Source organism: Gelidibacter japonicus (assembly GCF_010725055.1).
GTDB classification, from domain to species: domain Bacteria; phylum Bacteroidota; class Bacteroidia; order Flavobacteriales; family Flavobacteriaceae; genus Gelidibacter; species Gelidibacter japonicus.
Window position 1 is genome coordinate 119,113 of record NZ_BJKB01000010.1, and the last position, 16,980, is coordinate 136,092.

Below are 16,980 nucleotides of genomic sequence, written 5' to 3' on the forward strand. Positions count from 1 at the left end.
AATCTGCACGAGAAATTTTATACTTTTTGACCAACACACAGAGACCTGCAATTATGAGGTCCTATTTTTAAAATGCTAAAGACTCAAAAATTTATTGCCTTCCTCAGAAATCATACTGACATCCCAAGGTGGATTAAAAGTGAGATTGACCCTAATTTTATCATTGGGAAACGATTGTTGCATAGATTGTGTTGTGGCATCCACGATGGATTCACCCATCGGACAGAAGCGGGTGGTCAAGGTCATCGTGACAACATTTTCTTTTTCTTTCTCGTTGAAATCGATCTGATATACCAGACCTAAATCGACGATATTCAAATCAATTTCTGGATCCATGACATGATATAACCCCTCTAGGGCGATAGCTTTTTTACTTTCGTTATTTGTTTTTATGTTCATTTTAGTTGTGCTTTATGAAATAAAATTTTGAATACATTTAAATTATATAATAGTGCGGTAGCAAGTAAGAAAACAGCCCCTACTTTTAATATAAGCAAATCCGTACTAACGATGCCGTATCCAAATACTACAAACCCTATGATATAAGCTGCCGTGGTAGCTATGAAAATTGGCGTACTGAAAAGTTCTTTGGGATTTGGAGTTTTGCCTAAGCCCGCAATATTGTGATATACTTTATTCCAGATAATGAAAGGAAGTGTTTTAAACGTCATGCCCAGAATGATGGCTGTGATCCATCCAAAAAATATGGTAAAGCCGTATAACAATACAAATTTTACGTTATTCATTGAAGTGAACACTGTAATGATCCCAACCAGAATGAGCACTGGAACGACCATGAAAGCAACAGAAACCATAGATATTCTCACTTGACCATCTACTTTTTTTCGAATACGCTTGCTATAGGATTGCTTTATATAATATCCAAAAAGTATAATGCCCATACCAATTAATACTATGGGGATGAGGTACAAACCAAATTCCAGCGACATAAAAATGATAGGAATGAAACTCAGCAATCCTCCATTAATAAGCGCATATACGAACCAAAGTATTTTTTTGTTTTCATATTTTGAAATTAGGAACATGGGTATCAATCGGAACCCCACGCCTAAGACCATAACTAGAAACCAACCAATAATTCCCATATGCGCATGAAAAGAAAGGTAATATAGAGAATCTTGTGAAAGAATATTATAGGTGAAATTATAAATCAACAATAACCCTAATCCGGTAGTCAGTATTAGCCAAAAGGCAGCAGTAATCGCAAATATGGCATGCACATTTCCTTTTTTGCTTTTGGAGATACTCATTATGAGATTGGCAATATAACAGATGATGGAAAGGTTTATAAGAATTGCTCCGGTCTGTGCTACGATTCCCATATTAAATTTATAAAATGAGAAAACTAACAAAGGAATTCCAATGGCGGCAAAATAGAAGGATAAGTGTGCCAATAAATTGCTGTGTAATTTACCTTCAATCAGTACTGGAAATAGCTGATGGCTCGCTCCAAGAATAATCATTGTGCCCCAGCCCAAGGCTAAAGTATGCGTAATTGCCAAGGTATAGGGGTTAAAATAATGCTGGGTAAATGCAACAGTATTTTGCATGATCAAAATGGTTGATAGTAAAAACGATAAAGCTGCATAGCCATAAAAAGGAATGACCACTTTATATGACGTGTTTTTAACTAAGTTGCCACCAGCTACAAACATGTTAATTTTTATATATTAAGAGCTGTACATTGCCATCGCTGATTTCATTGATGCGATATTCAAATTTCTGATCTGCCAATTCGGGCAGTAAAAAAACAGGAATACGTTTATGATATACAAACAAAGCTTTGTCCCTTGGTAGTTTATCAAGCTCAGTTAAAATGGTGTGCATGGGAAGTGGCATTTCAAGTTGACGTACATCTACCGTGACTAAATAGTCCTTATATCTATCCATGACCTCATCCCAACCGTTGCTGGCACTTGCTTTAGGTGTTGTTGAAATAGCTTCCGTTTCCGTTTTTTTATGAAAATAGGTTTCCACCAAATCATCACTTATCACATCTGAATAAACAGCGAATCCTTGATTTTCAAGCATTTTAATCAGCGGAACTGGTTCAAACGTGTTAATGATCTTTAAAGCTTGACCCGACTGGACGGTTTTAATTTTATTTAAAATTAAGTTAAGCGGATCTTTGCCTGATGCCAACAATTCACGCACATCAAAATCAATAATCTGCTCCTTAGACAGTTGGGAGATAAATGCGGGTAGCTTTTTTGTTTGCTCCTCTACGGGCAAAATTGCCTGGTCAATCTCAAATCCCAACGGTTTGAGTTTATTAAAGAAAACCGTCATCTCGCATCCCGCCATTTCTGCTGCCATGGCTAAGGTTGTCCTGCCAACAAACACTTTTCTCAATAGCGGATTTCTATAGGTCTCAAACTTTGAACTGATGTTGATAATCGCCTCCAGAGCATCCGGATGTTCTTTTATGATACGGGCGATTTTGGTATTGGCGTTAATTGGTTTCATCATTATTTTTCTAATTGAATGGCCTTAGGAAACAGAATGTTATTTTCTAAATGAATGTGCAGTAGCGTATCTTCTTCAAATTCCCTTAACATTCGATACAATAAGGAATAACTCGCGCAAGCATCTTCGGGCAAGACGTAGTTATGGGTAAGTGTCTTGATTCTATTCAAACTATTTCCAACGGTCTCGTGTTCCTTTTCATGATTTCCGACAACATCTTCTATAGATTTGAAATAAGCTGATTGGGGCCGTGGCGTACTTTTATCTGTACGAGCCAATTCTTTGATATAAGGAAACAGCATCTTTTCTTCTTTTCCTATATGTTCTATTAATTCGGAGTTTAAAGCTTTTACAAGATGATTGATTTCCACTAACTCAGGGTGGAGATCACTGTGGACTTCCATTACTTTATTCGCATTTGTAGTGATATCTGGAAGGTTTTTTCGAAGAAAACGGTGATGAGTGTTTACAATATAATCTACAAGAAAGTCTAATTCCCATTCATCATAAGGCATAGGGTGTGAGGCAGGTACCTTATCAGTTTGCTGTAATTCCTGTTCTACTTTAGTCACATCAAGTCCTTTCTCGGCACAAGCTTCTTTTACCGTTTTTTTCCCGCCGCAACTAAAATCTAGACCATACTTTTTAAAGACTTCCGCTTTGCGTAAATCCTTGGCTGCAAGTTCTCCCATGGTTTCATCGATTTCTCCAGCAATATTCTTTCTTATTTTAACTTTCCACCAGACAGGACCTTCCTCCAAATACTCCCAGGTAAATACATTTCCTCGCTCTCCAAGAAGTTGATAGTACAGGGGTTTAGGATCGTGATCATTATGAATGATTAAGCTTTCTCCTTCGTTTAGCGCATCGTAGCGCAAAAAAATGGTAGGATGTTTATGCTTAGGCTCTAACAAGGTGACATTAAGAATGTTATCTATTGTTGTTTCCATTTTGTCCAAAATTATTTAATATACGGGGTTGCCCGATTGTTTATTTTTTAGTGATTTTTATTTTAAACCATTCAGGGCCTTGCTCTAAGTATTCCCATATAAACACATCGCCTCTTAGTTGAATCAGTTGGTAATAAGGCGGCTTTGGATCATGGTCATTGTGTAAAATAAAATGCTCTCCCGGTTGAAGCGCATCATATCGGGCAAAGATGGTAGCGTGTTTAATTCTCGGTTCAAGAAGGGTTGCATTGAGTATGTTTGAATTTTCCATTTTTATTTGATTTAATAGATTATAGTATTTATTTCTTATGATTATAAATTGAGCCTGCATCACTTGTTTTTTGCAGGCCCTATTTTGGGATTTAATTTTCAGATTTTTGCCTTTGTTAATCAAATTTGTGTTGAATTGACAGGGTATGTCAAAGAATTTTATTTGGATGTTGTCTGATTTCTTAAAAACGATTAAGCATCAAAGAATAGGGTGTTTTTTTGTTTCTTACTTCCATAACTCTAAAAACAATTTTGCTGATTTTGGGTACAAATTTAAACAAAATTCTTTATTTAGGACAAAATTGTCCGATATAATTTATGTAGTGTAAATGAAACTATTTATCTTCGCCGTTAAGAATTATATGCTCTTGGATAGAGCGTGTAAATCATAAGAAAATCGTTAAAAATTCACATCTTAAACTAAATCATTTTGAATACTAAAACAGAGATAGATGCATTGGATATGCGCGTGCATATTCCCATTGAAAGACATCGACAATTACTTCAGCTTTTCAAGGAATTACCCGTTGAGGATAGTTTTGTTTTTATCAACGATCACGACCCGATTCCACTTTATTATGAGTTTCGCTCAATTTATGGCGATGTGGTTGGGTGGGAATATCTTAATAGAGGAGGTAGGGAATGGACTGTAAAAGTTACTCGAACAGAAGCATCACAAGGTAGAGAGTTTACCGAAATATCGACTTTGCTCGATCTTCGGAACGCTGACGAAAAAGAGTGGAAACAAATTGTCTTTCACCGTTATGGCATGATGGAACCAGGAGATATCTTGGAAATAATCGCTGCTGAAAATCCAAAGGAAATCCATGATATTTTTACTCAGAAATTTGAAGGACAACATTCTTGGACCTATAAAAAGCAAGAGCCAAATGAATATGTGGTTCATATCACTAAAAAAGTTAAAAGCGGATTAGGTGATGATGGATTTGCCATAGTAAATGAATTCGATTTGCGTCCGTTCCCACCAACAGAACGCCATGACATGTTTTACAAAGCCTTTGCTGATACAAAACTTGGAGAAGCGTTTGAATTCATTAACGACCACGATCCTATACCTCTCTATTATCAGATGGAAGCAGAAAGCGAAGACCCTTTTAGATGGGAATACATTGAAAAAGGTCCTGACCAATGGAAGGTCAGAGTCATCAAAACCAAAGAATGATTATTTAGGGAGCCGAGAAGGTTCCCTTTTTTCATGTTCCCTTTTAAATGTGTTTATTATTTTGGCTTTCAGCGTTTCGGAGCATGTTATCATAATCATAACCAGCTCTTTCCAAGGCACGCCTGGCGGATGCCATTGCAATTGGTGCGGGGTTGGGTGGATGGACTGGAACTTCTTTGGTAGCGAGAAGTTGGTCTAAAATCTCTTGGGTTTGACCCTGAGTCAAGCGCTCACACACATCGTATAAACCACCTGGTTCCTCCTCAGCCAGATCATGTTTATCTAACAGATACCGTATCACTTTTATTAATGACATGTTAGGTGGAGGCACCATAAGCGCGGTCAGTGCACCATGTTCAAGTCGGTACTGAGGAAGAAGTGCCTTTGCCACATCAGGATTTACTTTTTTGACGGCTGGAAATAGAATTTTTTCTTCCATTTTAATATGTCTTAATAATTGTGTTCGGAATTGATGATAATAGGCCATATCAATTCTGTCAGGGTTTTCAGTCGCGTTATTCAATATCTTCTCAATGCGATGATGATCTTTGGTGAAAAACTGGTGTAAGATTTTGTTCATGGATTCTTAAGTTCTAAATTCAATTCGCTTATATAGCTAATAAATTATATAGACATATCTCCTAACAAATATAGAATTTTCGTAGGAAAGCTGTTTGTATGCTCGTAATGGATGTTGATTTATGATTTTAAAATTGGTGATCAATTATTCCTAAAATAGCTTCATGATTCTGACTTCAGATCTTTGATGTCAGCGAGGTAGTCCATAAGTTTAATGAATGTTGTGGGAATTCAAATAAATAATTTGTCATCTATTGTCAAGCAAACCATTAAATATACTGCTTTTGGCAGTTTTTATTTTTGCCAATGGTCTATTGAATAAAAATTGAAATCAATAAAACCCATGAAAATTCACATCAATAGATTTTATAAACCTGTGAGGTCAGGAATGATGTCCCATTAATAGTGACCTAAATCATGTTTTTTAAAAAAAATCTGTTCTATATTTGAACTTCACCACCTTTACATGTCCAAACCAAACTCATTTTCTGACCGTACAAAATCGTTTTTCGCTGAAATAGGCGATATGACCTTTTTTGCCGGACGTTTTTTTAGGGAATTGTTCAGTGCGCCTTTTGAGTTTAAGGAACTGATTCGACAATGTTACAATATGGGTATTCGTTCCTTGTTTTTAGTGACCGTGACAGGATTTATTTTGGGCTTGGTATTTACGCTTCAATCCCGTCCCACTTTAATGGACCTTGGTGCAGAGTCCTGGATGCCTTCTATGATCAGTATTTCTATTGTAAGAGAGATTGGTCCAGTAATTATAGCATTGATATGTGCTGGAAGAATTGGCTCCGGAATAGGGGCTGAGCTCGGATCAATGCGCGTAACGGAGCAGATTGACGCTATGGAAGTCTCAGGCACCAATCCGTTTAAATACTTGGTAGTAACCAGAATATTGGCGGTTACCTTAATGTTGCCTTTGTTGGTGATCGCTGGTGATACCATTGCCTTGATTGGTTCTGCCATTGTTGAGAATTTAAAGGGTGATGTGTCTTATACTTTATATTTTAATAAGGTTTTTGATGCCTTGAGTTTTAGTGATGTGCTTCCGGCGACGGTTAAAACCGTTTTCTTTGGGTTTGCCATCGGACTTGTAGGAACTTATAAGGGATATAACTGTGCCAAGGGAACGGTTGGAGTAGGAGAAGCATCAAATTCTGCGGTGGTGTATACCTCTATGTTGCTTTTTATAATCGACTTTATTGCCGTATTTGTTTCTGATATATTTTTTGAACTATAGATGAATAAAGAAAACAGAAAACCCGTCCTTGAATTGAAAGATCTCCAAAAGAGCTTTGGCAATAACCATGTGCTCAAAGGTTTTAATCTTCAGCTATATGAGGGTGAAAACCTCGTAATTATGGGAAAATCTGGTTCAGGGAAGTCTGTAATGGTCAAGTGCATTGTTGGCTTAATTCAGCCCGACAGCGGGAGCATTACCATTAGAGATCAAAATATCATCACTATGGGCCAAAAGGAATTGGACTTTTTACGAACTGAAATCGGTTTTCTTTTCCAGGGAAGTGCCTTGTATGATTCGATGACCGTTCGGGAGAATCTGGAATTTCCCCTTCGGCGACATAAGGACAAAGTTGAGAACTTTCAAGGAACCGAAGAATCGGTAAAGGCTGCTTTAGAAAGTGTTGGACTTTTACACGCCATCGATTTGATGCCTGCAGAACTATCTGGTGGAATGCAACGTAGGGTGGCATTGGCTCGGGCGTTGATATTAAAACCGAAAATCATTATGTATGATGAACCAACTACAGGTTTGGATCCAATTACGGCAAACGAGATCATTCAACTTATGCGAAGCATTCAAAAGGAATATAACACATCATCTCTTATAATTACCCACGACGTAGATTGTGCACGTGTTATTTCTAACCGGATAATATTGCTGGTGGATGGTATCAATTATGCCGAGGGTACGTATGAAGAGCTTTCAAATTCGAGTGATCCGCAAACTCGTGCATTCTTTAAAAATTAGACTTATGGCAAAATCGACTTCACAAAAAATAAAGGTAGGAATCTTCGTGGTGGTGGGCACTATTCTTCTCATTGCTGCGCTTTATTCCATTGGGAAAAGACAGCATATTTTCAGTAAAAACATTCAGATATATGCTGTTTTTGGTAATGTGAATGGACTGCAAATAGGCAATAATGTGCGCTATTCTGGTATCAATGTTGGAACGGTCAGTAAAATTGAAATGACTGAAGTTGGCAAGATTATAATCCAAATGTCAGTAGAAGAGAAAACGGCAAATTATATTAAAAAAGATGCCGTCGCCTCAATTGGTTCGGACGGTTTGGTAGGTAGTATGGTCGTTAATATCATCCCAGGAAAACTCCGTCAAGCTCTAGGGGTTGTCTCTGGAGATACTATTCAGTCTTACAGTAAAATTGGAGCGGATGATATGCTTTCAACCTTGAACACCACGAATGAAAATGCCGCTTTATTGACTTCTGATTTATTGAAAATAACCAATCAAATCTTGGAGGGCAAAGGTACTTTGGGAGCATTTATCAATGACACTATCTTAGCTCAAAATATTCGTCAATCGATGGTTGAACTTAGAAAAACTTCAGAAGGTACCGGCCTGGCTATTGACAATATTAACAAGATAATTTCAAAAATTAATTATGACGAAAGTGCCGCCGCCGTAATTTTGAGCGATACTGCTGCAGCGACTCAAATTAGGAGCGTCATTGCCAATCTCGAAAAGTCAAGCGAGGATATTAATGTGGTCACAAAAAATCTGGATAACTATTTAAACGAATTAAAATCAGGTAAAGGAGCCGTAAATTATATTACTCAAGATGAAAATTTCGTCAGGGATATAGATTCTACCATGATTCAAATAAAAGAGGCATCAGAAAAGCTAAATGAAAATATGGAAGCCTTGCAGCACAATTTCTTTTTCCGCGGTTATTTTAAGAAAAAGGAACGGCAGGAGCGGAAAGAGGCCAAGAAAAATGAATAAGAGTTAGATCTTATCGAGCTCAAACCGATTTCAGAATATTTTTATCAGGTTGAACTCAATAAGACTCAATTGGCGTTGGTGGATAAACCAGCAATAATCCATTTTAAACTGCAATGGGATGGATGCCCCAGCGATTTTTGTTGGCCTGGGCAAAATCCGATTTATATTTCGCTGGAATAAGTTCTGGGTCAAGCATAGATCCTACTTTTATGGACGGGAAAAGCTCTTCATAAGTGATCATAGCATTTAGCGAAACACGACGATAAATATGGGAACGCGTTAAGTTTTTGGCTTCATCCAAGCCGGTTGCGCCCAAAAGTTCAACAAAGTTTTTTATTGTTTTTTCGTGATAATTTGCCACACGTACCTTCTTGTCTTCAGGCACCAACCCAATGGTCAGTTTTGGATCCTGAGTGGTGATTCCGGTAGGGCATTTATTGGTATTGCAGAGCAAGGCTTGAATACAGCCCAAGGCCATTTTCATGGCGCGAGCCTGATAGCATCCGTCAGCCCCCAAAGCAATTGCTCTAGCCACATGAAATGCAGAAGTAATCTTGCCCGAGGCAATGAGTTTGATATGTTTCCGTATGTCCAATCCATTCAGAATATTATGGACAAAATCGAGACCGTCAATCAATGGGGCACCAACATAATTACTGAATTCCGGTGGTGCAGCACCGGTGCCTCCTTCGCCACCATCTACAGCAATATAATCAGGATAGATATCAAGATCCAACATGGCTTGACAAATGGATATAAACTCACTTTTATAACCAATACACAACTTAAATCCCACTGGTTTTCCGCCAGAAAGATCTCTAAGTTTTTGAATAAACTCCACCATTTCAATGGGTGAATTAAATGCGGAGTGATAGGGTGGAGAGTTGACTCTGGTATGTGGCGTAATGTGTCGGATTCGAGCAATTTCCTCTGAGTTTTTCTCGGCCGGTAAAATACCGCCATGTCCTGGTTTGGCACCTTGGGAAATTTTGAGTTCAATCATTTTTACATTGGGGTGCTTTGCCTTTTCAGCAAAAAGTTCAGGATTGAATTTCCCATCTTCATATCGGCAACCGAAATAAGCTGTGCCAATTTGCCAAATTAAATCTCCTCCATGTTTTAAATGATAATCGCTCAGGCCTCCTTCTCCGGTATTATGGGCGAAATTCCCAATCTTGGCACCAGCATTTAAAGCTTCAATGGCGTTAGCACTTAGGGCACCAAAACTCATGGCTGAAATATTTAAAATACTGGCCGAATAGGGCTGTTTACAATCCTTATTCCCTATTATAAATCGAGGATCGTGATCCAATGACTCAAAAGGTTTTGGTGCGATGGAATGACAAATCCATTCGTAGCCCTCCGCATAGAGGTCCAGCTGGGTTCCAAAAGGAATAGTGTCTCGTACACCTTTTGCCCTTTGATACACCGTGGAGCGATCGACGCGATTAAAAGGACGGCCATCAATATCCGATTCAATAAAATATTGATACATTTTAGGTCGTAAATCTTCCAACAAATAGCGGAGCCTCCCTACTACGGGATAGTTTCGCATAATAGTATGTCGTGTTTGAATCGCATCATAATATCCCAGAATAGTTAGGACAAGTACGATGGCAAATAGCACATACCAATTAGGACTTAAAAAAATGGATAAGGCAAGGGTTATCAAAAGTGAAGCAGTTGATATGATATAGAAGTTAGTACGCATAACAGAGTTTTATTAGGCTCACAGCTATATATTAAGCATTTACATAGCACTCATGTGAATTTTTATTGATCCGTTTATTTCTAGCTGTAAAGTACTAAATATAAAGGTGTTTTTATCGAAAATTCAGATTGAAATTTAAGGAATGTACTGATCATTGATAATGAGGGTGTTGGTGTTATTGGGCAGCGATTTTTAAATTAATACATTCGTCTGCATCAGGACACTCCAATAAGAGCAATGGCACACTTTTATTCTATGAATGCTTAACAAAATGGGAATACAAGGATTTGATGTTTAGTGAATATGGTATAGAGTTCATCAAATCTTCAACTGTCCAAAAAAGTAAAGCCTTAAAAGATGATTTCTATCCGAAAATTTTCTATTTTGATGCGCAATTTATTCCATCTTAAAACTAAAATAGCGAGAGCCAACATAAAATGAGCACAGACCTTCCTGCAAATAAGCCAAAAACAGCAAATCCAACTACTATTCTTGAAAAACCACGTTATCTTTCACTTGATGTTTTGCGCGGACTTACCATTGCGCTGATGGTCTTGGTAAATAATCCTGGAAGCTGGGGAAGTATTTATGCGCCTTTTAAACATGCAGAATGGCATGGGTTTACGGTTACTGATCTTGTTTTCCCTACTTTCCTCTTTGTAGTAGGAAATGCCATGAGTTTTAGTATGAAGAAATTTGAAAAGCAAACAGATGCCGTTTTTTGGGGTAAAGTAATCAAAAGGACACTTCTCATTTTTGCCATAGGATTATTTCTGAGTGCTTTTCCTTTCGTGCAATGGTCTGAGGGCGAGCTGATTTTGAAAGATCTTTCTCAAATGCGGATCATGGGTGTTTTACAGCGTATCGCGTTGTGTTATTTTTTTGCCTCACTTATGTTGCGCTATTTAAAATTAAATATCAGTATCATCCTAAGTATTGCTTTACTTCTAGTTTATTGGGCAATCATGTATTATTTTGGCGATCCGTCAGCCCCATACAGTTTGAAGGGAAATGCGGCTTTAAAATTTGATCTTCTTGTCTTTTCTCCAGAAAATTTATGGAAGGGCCACGGCTTTCCTTTTGATCCCGAAGGCTTGCTCAGCACGATCCCGGCCGTTGTTAATGTGATAGCTGGCTATGTGGCTGGAAAATTTATACAGAAATCTGGAAACACCTTGGCCACCGTTTGGAAGCTTGGGGTTGCGGGGCTGATTCTACTTTTAATTGGCTTGCTTTGGGATGTGGTTTTTCCTATTAATAAAGGCATTTGGACAAGCTCTTTTGTGGTTTTTTCCACAGGATGGGATTTGATTATCATTAGCGGTCTAATTTGGATCATAGAAGTTTTGTCTTTTAGAAAATGGACGTATTCCATGGAGGTTTTTGGTAAAAACCCATTGTTTATTTTTGCCATGTCGGGTATTATTGTAATGGTGATGAACATTGTCAGATTTGATGGAATAGGCATGAAAACCTGGTTATATCAGAGATTGTACCTCAGTTGGCTCACAGATTATAATGCCTCGCTGCTATTTGCCATTAGTTTTGTACTGCTAATGTGGTTGATGGGCTATTGGATGGACAAACGAAAAATTTACATCAAAGTTTAATTCGAATCGTTGAATTTTAAAAATAAAAATCCTTCAGGGATAATTTCTATAAAAGTAAAATAACATAAAATGACTAAAAAATCGACTTCCATAATCTTCTATTTGATGCTTTTCATATCCGGAAAGGTACTTATGGCTCAACAAAACGCTATTGAAAAACCACCATTTTTAAAATATGAAAACAGTCCGTGGGTAGATTCCATAATGAAAAGTCTCTCTCCCGACGAACGCATTGCGCAACTCATTATGGTGGCGGCCTATTCCAATAGGGGTGATGATCATAAACAGGAAATCTTAAAGCTGATAAAAGAACAGAACATTGGCGGACTTATTTTCTTTCAGGGTGATCCAGAAACTCAGGTCAGGCTGATGAATGAATACCAAAACACCTCAAAGGTTCCACTTTTGGGGGCCATTGATGCCGAATGGGGTTTGGGAATGCGATTGGACAGCACCATAAGTTATCCATTCCAGATGGCTTTGGGCGCCATTAAGGATAATGCACTTATTTATGAAATGGGGACTGAGGTCGCTCGTCAGATAAAACGTACGGGTTTACATGTTAATTTCGCACCCGTAGTGGATGTCAACAACAATCCGAAAAATCCAGTAATAAATTTCCGTTCTTTTGGAGAAGATAAGTACAATGTGGCGGAAAAATCGGTGGCATATATGAAAGGGATGCAGGATAATTCTGTAATGACCACGGCCAAGCATTTTCCAGGGCACGGCGATACGGACACAGACTCGCATTTTGCCTTACCACAAATCAATCATTCAATAGAACGATTGGATACCCTCGAATTATTTCCATTTAGAAAAGTAATTGAAGCGGGAATCGGCGGTATTATGGTAGCACATTTGAATATTCCTGCGCTTGATTCCACTGGTATTCCTTCCACATTATCCAAGCCAATTATAACCGATTTGCTTAAAAATAAAATGGGTTTTGAAGGCTTGATAGTCACCGATGCCATGAACATGAAAGCCATTACCAATACGCATTCACCTGGAATTGTAGATAAGGACGCTATTCTTGCAGGAAATGATCTTTTGGAATTCACAGAAAATGTTCCGAAGGCCATTTCAGAGATCAAAAAGGCCATAAAACAAGGATTGATTAGTCAGGAAGAAATAGATCGAAGAGTCAGAAAAGTATTGGCAGTAAAACAATGGGTAGGATTAGATAAGTATAAGCCCATCACGTCCAAAAATATTGTGACCGAGTTAAATACACCCGAAGCCAGATTGTTAAACCGAATGTTGACTGCTGCGTCTCTCACAGTACTCAAAAATGACACCAATTTGCTTCCTTTTCGCCAATTGGATTTGGTGAAGTTTGCATCTGTTTCGATTGGGGCTGAAAGTGAAACTCCATTTCAGAAGAGTTTAAAACTATACACCAAGGTGGAAGATTTCCAATTACCACTTAAGGCCACTCCTGAGCAGGTTTTAGAATTGAAGAAAAAACTTAATGATTTTGATTATATCATCACGGGAATTCATGATACGAGTAAATTTCCTCGCAATAGACTAGAGCTTTCAACTTCGGTCCAAGAATTTATCAGCGAACTAACCGAGAAGGAAAATACAGTGTTCGCTTTTTTCAAAAATCCTTATGTCCTGAATGATATCGAAAATATTGAAAAGACTTCCGGACTTATAGTGGCCTATCAAGACAGCAAAAACACTCAGGAGCTGACCGCACAGCTTATTTTCGGTGGGATAGGAGCCAACGGGAAATTACCGGTGAGTATTGGGGAGAAATTTCAATCAGGAGATGGCTTGGATATTGAGGGCGGCCTACGTTTCAGTTACACCATTCCCGAAGCCGCTGGGATGGATTCCCGGATTTTGATTGGCGGAATTGATTCTTTAATGCAGCAAGCCATGCAAATAAAAGCCATTCCCGGCGGACAGGTTTTGGTGGCGAAAGACCAAAAAGTTGTGTTTTATAAAGCCTACGGACTTCAAAGTTACAGCGATACTATAAAGGTGAAAAAGGACGACTTATACGATTTGGCGTCAGTCACAAAAATTTCTTCTGCCATGGCAGCCTTAATGAAGTTATATGACGAAGGAAGGTTCGATTTGAATGGTACTTTGGCCGATTATTTGCCAAAATTCAAGCACAGCAACAAAGCAGATATTACGTTTCGTGATATACTGACCCATCAAGCACGTTTCCGACCGTGGATTCCTTTTTACCAAGACATGTACCGCAAAAACGGTGGTTTTAAATGGTGGACCGTGAAAAAAGATTCTTCTGCCAGATACCCGATAAAGATTACTGAAAATATGTTCCTGCACCGTAACTATTCTGATAAAATCGTAAAGGAGATAAGAAAAACCCCTTTGTTGGAAAAGAAGGCCTATGTCTATTCCGATTTCTTTTTCATTTTATCACCGCGCGTTGTTGAAAGTATGGTTGAAGAGGATTTTGAAGACTATTTACAAAGCAATTTTTACCAACCTTTGGGCGCAACTACAATTACTTACAATCCATTGAATAAGTTTATGTTAAAAGAAATTGTCCCTACCGAAAACGATTATTATTTCCGCCATATTCCTATTCACGGGACGGTTCATGATGAAGCAGCGATCATGCTTGGCGGGGTTTCCGGCCACGCAGGACTATTTGCAAATGCCAATGATCTTGCCAAATTGATGCAGATGTACCTCAATATGGGAGAATATGGTGGGAAAAGATATATTGAAGAGGAAACTCTGAGAAATTTTACTAAAACCCAATTTCCTGATTCAGATAATAAGAGAGGTTTAGGTTTTGACAAACGTCGTCGTCGTCCCGATAAGAATGGAATAGTGAATAATACTGCACCCGATGCCAGCGACCTGAGCTTTGGCCACACAGGATTTACAGGGACTATGGTTTGGATGGATCCAGAGGCCGATTTATTGTATATTTTCCTATCCAATCGTGTGACACCCACCCGTGAGAATCATCGTTTGTATCAACTAAACACCCGTACACAAATCCAGCAAATACTATATGATTCTTTAAAAGCAGCTGATGAAAAACAACAGCCATAAGATGCTTTATCCTGACAATGGAAATTGAATTATCAAAGTCTTACGATAAGTAGGGAAAGTTAAACGCATATTTGGAAAAGACCAAAAGATCAAAAACTAAAAGTTAGCTGAAATTATTGGTCTCGAATAAAATTAAAACAACGAGTGGGTTTATTAGCAAGATGAAGGATTTAATTCTGTCAAATCGGTTGGTTTCTTTTCTTGGGCAATACTGAAAAAAAACGATAATTTCAGATTGTGCCTATAGTTTATTGGAGGTAGATTGGTGGATTCTAATAATAAGAGTATTTTACAGTCTCAAATCAAATCTTGATCAATTATGGAAAAATTGAAATCAATTTCCTTGCCCGATATTCCCGATGCCAACATACCAATGGCCTATCCTTCAAAGAAGAAAAACCTGCCAGATTCGGGAATTGTCCTGGCGGCTGACGTTGGAGGTTCCAAAACTGATCTGGCACTTTTCAAAATTGAAAAAGGCAAATTGATTTCAGTCAAAAAACAACGTTATGCGACCAAAGATCACGCTTCTTTTGTGGAGTCCATCCGTAAATTTCGAGGTGAAGAGACCTATATAATTGATTGTGCCTGTCTGGGTGTAGCTGGTGTAGTGGATGGAGATAAGGTTAGAGGCGTCAACTTTGCTTGGGAGATAGATGCAAAAAAATTAGAATCCGATCTGAATATCAAGCGCATCATGCTCATAAATGATCTTCATGCCAATGCCTACGGACTTGCAGGACTTAAAGAATCTGATTTTGAAATTCTTACCGAAGGCAAGATAAGCAAAGGCAATGCTTCAATTATTTCTCCCGGTACAGGGCTGGGTGAAGCTGGCATGTATTGGGACGGTTCACATTTTCATCCCTATGCGAGTGAAGGTGGGCATTGCAGTTTTAGTCCCAGGGATCAAGTAGATATTGAACTTTGGAAATTTTTAAATGCAAAATTTGGACATGTCAGTTGGGAGAGAGTGATTTCCGGACAAGGCATTCATAATATCTATCAGTTTTTACGAAAGCATGGCGGTGAAAAGGAACCGGATTGGCTTACTAAACAATTTCTTGATGGAGATCCCGCTGTTGTGATTTCTACTGCTGCCAAAGAAAAAAGTGACCCGGTTTGTGTCAAAACACTTCAGCTTTTTGTGAAATACCTTAGTATTGAATCGGCACAACTTGCTCTAAAGAACAAATCTACTGGCGGTATTTATATTGGTGGCGGAATCGTGCCGAAAATTCTCAGTCTGATTGATAAAAAGGAGTTTTATAAAACGTTTATTGAGGTCGGTCGTATGGAGACTTTATTAAAATCCATTCCGGTAAAAATAGTGTTGAATGATAAAACGCCAATGATGGGTGCTGCTTATTATGCGGCAATGGGTATTGAAAATTGAGGTGTAAAAGCCCTGCTCAGTCCAATTGCCATGATGACTTCATTGTTCCTTTGTCTATTATCCAAGGCTTAACCAGAGAAATAAATACACTTTTATTTCATATGATTATTAAATTTTCACCGGAGGATTTAATCCCCGGAAGTTCTCGGATGGAGTTGATATTTGGCTGATTGTGAAGCTTATTAACTGTTTTATTAAATCTTATGTCAAAACACCGAGGTTAGGAAAATCAATAAAATCAGACCCTATAAACTCCCGCTGCAATCAGATATGAATTGGAAACAAGGTATATTATAGAAGAATAAAACTGAAAATTAGTAAATTAGAGCGATCAAATCCTGAATTGATGAAAACAACGCCAGAACACGATGAGAGAGTGGCAAAAATGACCTTTGCTTCAGTTTATCCTCATTATATCACAAAAATTGAAAAGAAAAATCGAACATTAGATGAATTGCATCAAGTGATTGAGTGGTTGACCGGTTTTGATGAAAATAAACTGCAAGAGCTCATTGTTGAGAAGGCTACTTTTGAAACTTTTTTTCAGGAAGCTAATTTGAATCCAAATGCTCATCTCATTAAAGGTGTCATATGCGGCTATCGCATTGAAGAAATCCAAACGCCATTGACGCAACAAGTGAGATATTTGGACAAGTTGGTGGATGAATTGGCAAAAGGTCGTAAGATGGAAAAGATCTTAAGATAGCACTATTTTTTTTCAGAAGATTAAGTTTTCTCGGGCTTGAAAGT

15 protein-coding genes are annotated in these 16,980 nt (G+C 38.1%); 8 read left to right on the forward strand and 7 right to left on the reverse strand.

Going from position 1 to position 16,980, the window contains the following annotated elements; genetic code table 11:
• Window positions 1-75 precede the first annotated feature (75 nt).
• From G6N06_RS11645 to G6N06_RS11665, 5 genes are read right to left on the reverse strand one after another with little or no spacing between them, the layout of a single operon-like run.
• Entirely contained in the window at window positions 76-399 is a 324-nt protein-coding gene (locus G6N06_RS11645) for a metal-sulfur cluster assembly factor (protein ID WP_163516920.1), read from the reverse strand.
• The gene (locus tag G6N06_RS11650) at window positions 396-1,676 is read right to left on the reverse strand and encodes a cytochrome C oxidase subunit I (protein ID WP_163516921.1); all 1,281 of its coding nucleotides are present in this window, start codon (window positions 1,674-1,676) and stop codon (window positions 396-398) included. Before G6N06_RS11650 ends, G6N06_RS11645 begins: the two co-directional genes overlap by 4 nt.
• A 1-nt stretch (window position 1,677) precedes the next feature.
• Window positions 1,678-2,490: a DUF2249 domain-containing protein gene (locus G6N06_RS11655; RefSeq protein ID WP_163516922.1), complete on the reverse strand. Its 813-nt coding sequence runs from the start codon at window positions 2,488-2,490 to the stop codon at window positions 1,678-1,680.
• A complete protein-coding gene (ric, locus tag G6N06_RS11660; protein ID WP_163516923.1) occupies window positions 2,490-3,437 on the reverse strand; it encodes an iron-sulfur cluster repair di-iron protein in 948 nt (315 codons plus the stop codon). The genes G6N06_RS11655 and ric overlap by 1 nt, the downstream gene beginning before the upstream one ends.
• 40 nt (window positions 3,438-3,477) lie before the next feature.
• Window positions 3,478-3,708 (reverse strand): DUF2249 domain-containing protein, encoded by a 231-nt coding sequence (locus G6N06_RS11665; RefSeq protein WP_163516924.1) that lies wholly within the window; start codon window positions 3,706-3,708, stop codon window positions 3,478-3,480.
• A 429-nt stretch (window positions 3,709-4,137) separates the two neighbouring features.
• On the opposite strand from G6N06_RS11665, the gene G6N06_RS11670 reads away from it, so the two are divergent.
• The gene (locus G6N06_RS11670) at window positions 4,138-4,890 is read left to right on the forward strand and encodes a DUF2249 domain-containing protein (RefSeq protein ID WP_163516925.1); all 753 of its coding nucleotides are present in this window, start codon (window positions 4,138-4,140) and stop codon (window positions 4,888-4,890) included.
• 43 nt (window positions 4,891-4,933) lie between these two features.
• Here the strand turns inward: G6N06_RS11670 and G6N06_RS11675 are convergent, their stop codons facing one another.
• Window positions 4,934-5,470 carry a hemerythrin domain-containing protein gene (locus tag G6N06_RS11675; RefSeq protein ID WP_163516926.1) on the reverse strand — a complete coding sequence of 179 codons (537 nt, stop codon included), beginning with the start codon at window positions 5,468-5,470 and terminating at the stop codon, window positions 4,934-4,936.
• 465 nt (window positions 5,471-5,935) lie between these two features.
• Here G6N06_RS11675 and G6N06_RS11680 point away from each other — a divergent pair, with 465 nt between their 5' ends.
• From G6N06_RS11680 to G6N06_RS11690, 3 genes are read left to right on the forward strand one after another with little or no spacing between them, the layout of a single operon-like run.
• Window positions 5,936-6,718, forward strand: coding sequence for an MlaE family ABC transporter permease (locus G6N06_RS11680; RefSeq protein WP_163516927.1), 783 nt, complete (start codon window positions 5,936-5,938; stop codon window positions 6,716-6,718).
• Window positions 6,719-7,468, forward strand: coding sequence for an ABC transporter ATP-binding protein (locus tag G6N06_RS11685; protein WP_163516928.1), 750 nt, complete (start codon window positions 6,719-6,721; stop codon window positions 7,466-7,468). It abuts the gene before it with no gap.
• A gap of 4 nt (window positions 7,469-7,472) precedes the next feature.
• The gene (locus G6N06_RS11690; protein ID WP_163516929.1) at window positions 7,473-8,462 is read left to right on the forward strand and encodes an MlaD family protein; all 990 of its coding nucleotides are present in this window, start codon (window positions 7,473-7,475) and stop codon (window positions 8,460-8,462) included.
• 103 nt (window positions 8,463-8,565) lie between these two features.
• On the opposite strand, the gene G6N06_RS11695 is transcribed toward G6N06_RS11690, so the two are convergent.
• Window positions 8,566-10,173 carry an FMN-binding glutamate synthase family protein gene (locus tag G6N06_RS11695; protein ID WP_163516930.1) on the reverse strand — a complete coding sequence of 536 codons (1,608 nt, stop codon included), beginning with the start codon at window positions 10,171-10,173 and terminating at the stop codon, window positions 8,566-8,568.
• Window positions 10,174-10,610: 437 nt separating this feature from the next.
• Here G6N06_RS11695 and G6N06_RS11700 point away from each other — a divergent pair, with 437 nt between their 5' ends.
• From G6N06_RS11700 to G6N06_RS11715, 4 genes are all read left to right on the forward strand, one after another.
• Window positions 10,611-11,783 carry an acyltransferase family protein gene (locus G6N06_RS11700; RefSeq protein WP_163516931.1) on the forward strand — a complete coding sequence of 391 codons (1,173 nt, stop codon included), beginning with the start codon at window positions 10,611-10,613 and terminating at the stop codon, window positions 11,781-11,783.
• Window positions 11,784-11,852: 69 nt separating this feature from the next.
• Window positions 11,853-14,834, forward strand: a complete 2,982-nt coding sequence (locus tag G6N06_RS11705) for a serine hydrolase domain-containing protein (protein ID WP_163516932.1) — start codon at window positions 11,853-11,855, stop codon at window positions 14,832-14,834.
• 319 nt (window positions 14,835-15,153) lie between these two features.
• On the forward strand, window positions 15,154-16,230 hold the full coding sequence (glk, locus tag G6N06_RS11710; protein ID WP_163516933.1) for a glucokinase: 1,077 nt from the start codon (window positions 15,154-15,156) through the stop codon (window positions 16,228-16,230).
• 346 nt (window positions 16,231-16,576) lie between these two features.
• Complete coding sequence (locus G6N06_RS11715; protein ID WP_163516934.1) at window positions 16,577-16,936, forward strand: DUF2200 domain-containing protein; 360 nt, start codon at window positions 16,577-16,579, stop codon at window positions 16,934-16,936.
• The last annotated feature ends 44 nt before the right edge of the window (window positions 16,937-16,980 follow it).